Source organism: Sphaerotilus uruguayifluvii (assembly GCF_013294065.1).
GTDB lineage: Bacteria > Pseudomonadota > Gammaproteobacteria > Burkholderiales > Burkholderiaceae_C > Sphaerotilus > Sphaerotilus uruguayifluvii.
This window is the reverse complement of record NZ_JABSNM010000004.1, coordinates 301,563-307,954: the sequence shown is the minus strand read 5'-3', so window position 1 is coordinate 307,954 and position 6,392 is coordinate 301,563. Positions and strand designations below refer to the sequence as shown.

Below are 6,392 nucleotides of genomic sequence, written 5' to 3'. Positions count from 1 at the left end.
TCTCCGCAAACCGCTCTCGGCTGATGTCACTCGCGTAGGCTTTTCTCGTCGGCATCCCCGCATTTTCAGGGCAGTCGGGATCGTGAACACGCTCTGAGCCAGCGCTTCCACTCGTCGAGGGTGATGAGCCTGATCGACTGGCCGCTGCTGATCCTGTTCATGGGCCTGTTCGTCGTCAACCAAGCGCTGGAACAGACCGGGCTCACCCGTCAGGCGGTGGCCTGGCTGGGGACGCAGGGCGTGGATCTGGCCGAGCCGGCCACGCTCTTCGTCGCCATCCTGGGCCTGAGCAACCTGGTGTCGAACGTGCCGGCGGTGATGGTGCTGATGCCGCTCGCCCAAGGGGAGCACGTCGGCGTGACGCTGGCGCTGGTCAGCACGATGGCGGGCAATCTGCTGATCGTCGGCTCGATCGCCAACCTCATCGTGGTGGACGCCGCCGCGCGCTGCGGCATCACGATCGACTGGCGCCGCCACGCGCGCACCGGCGTGCCGGTGACGCTCGTGACGCTGGCGGTGGTGGCGGGCTGGCTGGCGCTGCGGTGGCACGCAGGGATCTGACCGTGTGATGATGTGGTTTCAGATGCCCTGATCTTTTGGCATCCTGCACGCATGCTGACACCCCAGGAACTCGAATCCCTGCTGACTGACCTCGAATCCGACCGGATCGAGCGGACCACGTCCATCAGCAACACCGACAAGTTCGCCGAAGCCATCTGCGCCTTCGCCAACGACTACCCGAACCACCGCACGCCCGGCTACCTGCTGATCGGCGTGCGCGACGATGGGGCGCTCGACGGCTTGCAGGTGACGGATCTGCTGCTGCGCAACCTGGCCGGCATCCGGGCGGATGGCAACGTGCTGCCGCCGCCTGCCATGAGCGTCGCCAAGTTCAGCCTGCCCGGCGGTGATGTGGCGGTGGTCGAGGTGCAGCCGTCCAGCGTGCCACCGGTGCGCTACAAGGGCAAGGTCCACATTCGCGTCGGTCCGCGCAAGGCGGTCGCCAACGAGCAGGAGGAGCGTGTCCTGTCGGAGCGGCGCTCCGCGCTGGTGACCACCTTCGACATCCATCCGGTGCGCGAGGCGGTCCTGGGCGATCTCAGCCACCGGCTGTTCGAGGACTACCGCGCGCTGACCGTCAATCCGGATGTCATTGCTGCCAACCACCGCAGCACCGAAGAAAAGTATGCCTCGCTGCGCTGCTTCGACCTGATCGCGCACTGCCCGACCGTGGCCGGCATCCTGCTGTTCGGCAAGAACCCGCGCTATTTCCTGCCCGGGGCGTATGTCCAGTTCGTGCGCTTTCCCGGTACGACGATGACCGAGCTGCCTATCGATCAGAAGGAGATCGATGGCGACCTGCGTACGGTCATTGAGGCGCTGCGGGCGCGCATCGACGCACATAACGCCGTCGCACTCGGGGCCGGACGGGGTTTTCAAGACCGACCAGAGTCTGCCTATCCGCAATGGGCGCTGCGTGAGCTGCTGCTCAACGCCGTGATGCACCGGGACTACGCATCAACCAGCCCGATTCGGTTCTACTGGTTCAGTGATCGCATCGAGATACAGAACCCGGGCGGGCTCTACGGCACCGTCACGCGCGACACGCTGACGCGACGCAACGCCTACCGCAACCCCGTGCTTGCCGAGGCGCTCAAGGCGATGGACTACGTCAACAAGTTCGGCTACGGCATCCAGCGTGCCGAGCAGCTGCTCCGGGACGCCGGCCACCCACCGCCGGACTTCGAGATCGACGACCGCGTGTTCGGAGTCACGATCCGCGGCCGCACGCCTGACAGGGGCACCTCGTGAAGTCGATTGCCTTCTTCAACAACAAGGGCGGCGTCGGCAAGACCTCGCTGGTCTATCACCTGGCGTGGATGTACGCCGAGCACGGCGTGCGGGTGCTGGTGGCCGACCTGGATCCGCAAGCCAACCTCACGGCCATGTTCCTCGACGAGGACCGGCTGGTCTCGCTGTGGAGCGATGACGGCGAGCCGCGCACGATCCATGACTGTCTGCGTCCGCTGATGGCCCGCACGGGTGACATCCTTGCGCCTGTGGTCGAGCGGCTGAAACCTGAACTTGGGCTGATTCCCGGGCATCTGGCCTTGTCCCGTTTCGAGGATCTGCTGTCGGAGAACTGGCCGAAATGCCTGGATGGGCAGGAGGCCGCGTTCCGTGTGCTCACGGCCTTCCATCGCATCATCTTGGCGGGTGCGCGCGAGATGTCGGCCGATCTGGTGCTGATCGATGTGGGACCGAATCTGGGTGCGATCAACCGCTCGGCGCTGATCGCCGCCGAGCAGGTGGTGCTGCCGCTGGCGCCTGACCTGTTCTCGCTACAGGGCCTGCGCAACTTGGGTCCGACGCTGCGAGAGTGGCGCAAAGGCTGGAAGAAGCGTGTCGAGGAGGTTCCCGCCGGGACCTCGATCGAGCTGCCTTCTGGGGAGATGCAGCCTGTCGGCTATGTCGTGATGCAGCACAGCGTGCGAGAAAGCCGACCCGTGAAGGCATACCAAGCCTGGGTTGACCGGGTGCCTGGGGTTTATCGGGAAGTGGTCCTGGGCGAGACGGTCTGCCGCATCAAGGGTGAACCTGAGAGGGACGGCGTCGGTCAGCTGATTCCGTCACCCGGTGACGATCCGTACATGCTGGCGCTGCTCAGGCACTACCGCAGCCTGATGCCGCTGGCAATGGACGCCCACAAGCCGATGTTCCTCCTGCGGGCGGCCGACGGTGCCATCGGTTCTCACATCGATGCGGTGCGGGCGTGCTACCAGGATTTCAAGGCGTTGGCCACACGGATCGCGGCCCATGCCGACGTGACTTTTCCTTGCCGGTGATCCGGTTGATCAGTCGCCCAGCACCACGCCTTCGCGCCGCGGATCGGCGCCGCCCCGCCAGACCGTCCGCCCGTCCTGCGTGCCGCGCGCGATCGCCTGCAGGCCGCTGGTCATGTCCTGCTCGCGCACCTCGTGGCCGCGGGCCTTCAGCGCCTCGATGACCGGGGCGGGGAAGCGGCCCTTCTCGAGCACCACCGGCCCGCCGGTGGTGCCGAAGTTGGGCAGGTCGATGGCGGCCTGCGGGTCGAGCCGCCACTGCAGCAGGCCGTGCAGCGTGCGGGCGGTGTAGTGGATGATCAGCGCGCCGCCGGGGCTGCCGGCGGTGGCCACCGGGCGGTCCTGGTCGTCGAAGACCAGCGTCGGCGCCATCGACGAGCGCGGGCGCTTGCCCGGCTCGACCCGGTTGGCCACCGGCCGGCCGGCGGCGTCGGCCGGCGCGAAGCTGAAGTCGCTCAGCTCGTTGTTCAGCAGGAAGCCGCGCACCATCTGGCGCGCGCCGAAGGCGTCCTCGATCGTCGTCGTCATCGACACCACCCGGCCCGCGGCATCGACGATGCTGATGTGGCTGGTGCCGTGTTCGATCTGCTCGGGCATCGGCGCCAGGCCGGTGCGCACGCCGCCGGGCGTGCCGGCCGGCGCCGAGGGCGCGCGCTGCGGGCCCAGGCGCGCGGCGCGCTCGTCGAGGTAGGCCGGCTCGAGCAGGCTGTACCAGTCGCCGCCGGGTGCCGGCACGAAGTCCGGATCGCCCAGGTACTGCGCCCGGTCGGCGAAGGCCAGCCGCGAGGCCTCCATGTAGGTGTGCAGCCAGCCGGCCGAGGGCAGGCCGGTGTCGGCCGCCAGCGGCTCGCGCGCGGCCGGGCTGCGCGCCATCAGGCCGAGGATCTGGCCGACCGTGATCGCGCCGGAGCTCGGCGGCGGAAAGCCGCAGATCCGCCAGCTGTGCCCGCCGGCGAGATGGGCGTGGCAGATCGCCTCGCGCGCCTTCGCCCGGTAGCCGGCCAGGTCGGCCAGCGTCATCCGGCCCGGATTGCCCGGGTGGCCCTGCACCTTGGCGACGATGGCCTGCGCGATCTCGCCCTCGTGCAGCGCCCGCGAGCCGTCGCGCGCCAGGTGGCGCAGCACCTCGGCCAGCTCGGGGTTCTTCAGCCGGTGGCCGACCGGCCAGGGCGTGCCGTCGGGCTGGTAGAAGAAGGCGGCGGCCGCGGGGTCGTTCTTGAGGTGCGTCTCGGCCTGCAGCATCGCGTGCAGCCGGGGGCTGACCGGGAAGCCCGTCTCGGCCAGGCGGATCGCCGGCTCGAACAGCTCGGCCCAGCGCAGCCGGCCGTGCTGCGCGTGCGCCATCTCCAGCATGCGCACCGTGCCGGGCACGCCGACCGAGCGCCCGCCGACCACCGCGTCCATGAAGGCCATCGGCTTGCCCTCCGGCGTCAGGAACAGGCGCTCGTCGGCGGCGGCCGGCGCGGTCTCGCGGCCGTCGAAGGCCTGCACGCGCTGGCCGTCCCAGTGCAGCAGGAAGGCGCCGCCGCCGATGCCGCTGGACTGCGGCTCCACCAGCGTCAGCACCATCTGCACCGCGATCGCCGCGTCCAGCGCCGAGCCGCCCCGCGCGAGCATCTGCCGGCCGGCCTCGGTGGCCAGCGGATTGGCCGCGGCCACCGCGAACCGTGCATGCCGGCTGGCGGGTCGGGCAGCCTGCTGGCCGGTGGCGATCTCGGGCTGGCGCGGCAGGCCGGCGTCGGGGGGCGGGGCCGGCGGCGTGGCGCAGGCCGCCAGCAGCGTGGCGGTGGCGAGCAGGGTCGGGGCAGGGCGGCGAAGGATCATGCGTTCTCCCTGGAGCTGCGGGGGCAGTCGTGATGCAGGTCACGATGGTGGCATGAAGTCGCCGCCGCCGGGCGGCGCGGTGCCGCCGATCGGTCAGCGCGGCGCGAGGCGGATCGCGCCGTCCAGGCGGATCACCTCGCCGTTGAGCATGTCGTTGGTGACGATCTGCTGCACCAGCTTGGCGTAGTCCTCGGGCTTGCCCAGGCGGCTCGGGAAGGGCACGCCGGCGGCCAGCGCATCCTGCACCTCCTGCGGCATGCCGAACAGCATCGGCGTGCCGAAGATGCCCGGCGCGATCGTCATGCAGCGGATGCCGTTCTTCGACAGGTCGCGCGCGATCGGCAGTGTCATGCCGACCACGCCACCCTTGCTGGCCGCGTAGGCCGCCTGGCCGATCTGGCCGTCGAAGGCGGCGATGCTGGCGGTGTTGATCAGCACGCCGCGCTCGCCGGTGGGCTCGGGCGCGTTCTTCGCCATCGCCTCGGCGGCCAGACGGATCATGTTGAAGCTGCCGATCAGGTTGATCTGGATGACCTTGGCGAACAGGCCCAGCGCATGCGCGCCGTCCTTGCCGACGGTGCGCGCTGCCGGCGCGATGCCGGCGCAGTTGACCAGGCCGAAGAGCGCGCCCATCGACAGCGCCTGCGCCACCACGGCGCGGCCGTCGTCCTCGCTGGAGACATCGCAGCGCACGAAGGCGCCGCCGATCTCGTCGGCGACCGCCTGGCCGCGCTCGGCCTGCAGATCGGCGATGACGACCTTCGCGCCCTCGCGCGCCAGCATGCGCGCCGCGCCTTCGCCCAGGCCCGAGGCCGCGCCGGTGACGATGAAAACCTTGCCTGCGATGTCCATGGAATGTGTTCCTGCGTTGTGCGTTGCGGAGTTGTGGGAGAGGTCCGGTGGGGCGTGATGCTGGTTGACGTTGACGTAAACGTCAACTGGGGGAAACGAAAAAGGCCGCGCAGGGCGGCCTTGTCGGGAGGCGGGCAGCGCGGCGGGCGCGCTGCCGGCGATCAGCTCAGCGCGGCCAGCGCGCGGGCGGTGATCTCGTCGACGCTGCCCACGCCGGCGATGGCGCGGTACTTCGGGGCGTTGTCGTCGCCGGTGGCAGCCCAGCTCGAGTAGTAGTCGACCAGCGGGCGGGTCTGGCTCTGGTAGACGTCCAGACGCTTGCGCACCGTCTCTTCCTTGTCGTCATCGCGCTGGATCAGGTCCTCGCCGGTGACATCGTCCTTGCCTTCGACCTTCGGGGGATTGAAGACGACATGGTAGGTGCGGCCCGAGGCCACATGCACGCGCCGACCGCTCATGCGGCCGATGATGTCCGCGTCCGGCACGTCGATCTCGAGCACATAGTCCAGCTTGACGCCCGCGGCCTTCATCGCGTCGGCCTGCGGGATGGTGCGGGGAAAGCCGTCGAACAGGAAGCCGCCGGCGCAGTCGGGCTGCGCGATGCGTTCCTTGACCAGGCCGATGATGATCTCGTCGCCGACGAGGCCGCCGGCGTCCATCACCTTCTTGGCCTCGATGCCCAGCGGGGTGCCGGCCTTGACGGCGGCGCGCAGCATGTCGCCGGTCGAGATCTGCGGAATGCCGAACTGCTTGCAGATGAAAGCAGCCTGCGTGCCCTTGCCGGCGCCGGGTGCGCCCAACAGAATCAGTCTCATGAATCTCCTCGGTCTCTGAAAAACGGTGCCGGACGATCGGCCCGGCATGACTGTGCTT

6 protein-coding genes are annotated in these 6,392 nt (G+C 69.3%); 3 read left to right on the top strand and 3 right to left on the bottom strand.

Annotated elements, in window-relative coordinates; genetic code table 11:
* Positions 1-123: 123 nt before the first annotated feature.
* The 3 genes from HNQ01_RS06920 to HNQ01_RS06910 are packed head-to-tail and all read left to right on the top strand — an operon-like array spanning position 124 to position 2,846.
* A complete protein-coding gene (locus tag HNQ01_RS06920; RefSeq protein WP_286180543.1) occupies positions 124-561 on the top strand; it encodes an SLC13 family permease in 438 nt (145 codons plus the stop codon).
* 51 nt (positions 562-612) lie between these two features.
* Positions 613-1,812, top strand: coding sequence for an ATP-binding protein (locus HNQ01_RS06915; protein ID WP_173804609.1), 1,200 nt, complete (start codon positions 613-615; stop codon positions 1,810-1,812).
* A complete protein-coding gene (locus tag HNQ01_RS06910) occupies positions 1,809-2,846 on the top strand; it encodes a ParA family protein (protein ID WP_173804608.1) in 1,038 nt (345 codons plus the stop codon). The genes HNQ01_RS06915 and HNQ01_RS06910 overlap by 4 nt, the downstream gene beginning before the upstream one ends.
* A gap of 9 nt (positions 2,847-2,855) precedes the next feature.
* On the opposite strand, the gene HNQ01_RS06905 is transcribed toward HNQ01_RS06910, so the two are convergent.
* The 3 genes from HNQ01_RS06905 to adk form a co-directional block, all read right to left on the bottom strand.
* Positions 2,856-4,667 (bottom strand): gamma-glutamyltransferase family protein, encoded by a 1,812-nt coding sequence (locus HNQ01_RS06905; protein ID WP_173804607.1) that lies wholly within the window; start codon positions 4,665-4,667, stop codon positions 2,856-2,858.
* A 93-nt stretch (positions 4,668-4,760) separates the two neighbouring features.
* The gene (locus tag HNQ01_RS06900; protein ID WP_173804606.1) at positions 4,761-5,519 is read right to left on the bottom strand and encodes a 3-hydroxyacyl-CoA dehydrogenase; all 759 of its coding nucleotides are present in this window, start codon (positions 5,517-5,519) and stop codon (positions 4,761-4,763) included.
* A gap of 161 nt (positions 5,520-5,680) precedes the next feature.
* Positions 5,681-6,334, bottom strand: a complete 654-nt coding sequence (adk, locus tag HNQ01_RS06895; RefSeq protein ID WP_149502995.1) for an adenylate kinase — start codon at positions 6,332-6,334, stop codon at positions 5,681-5,683.
* Positions 6,335-6,392 lie beyond the last annotated feature (58 nt).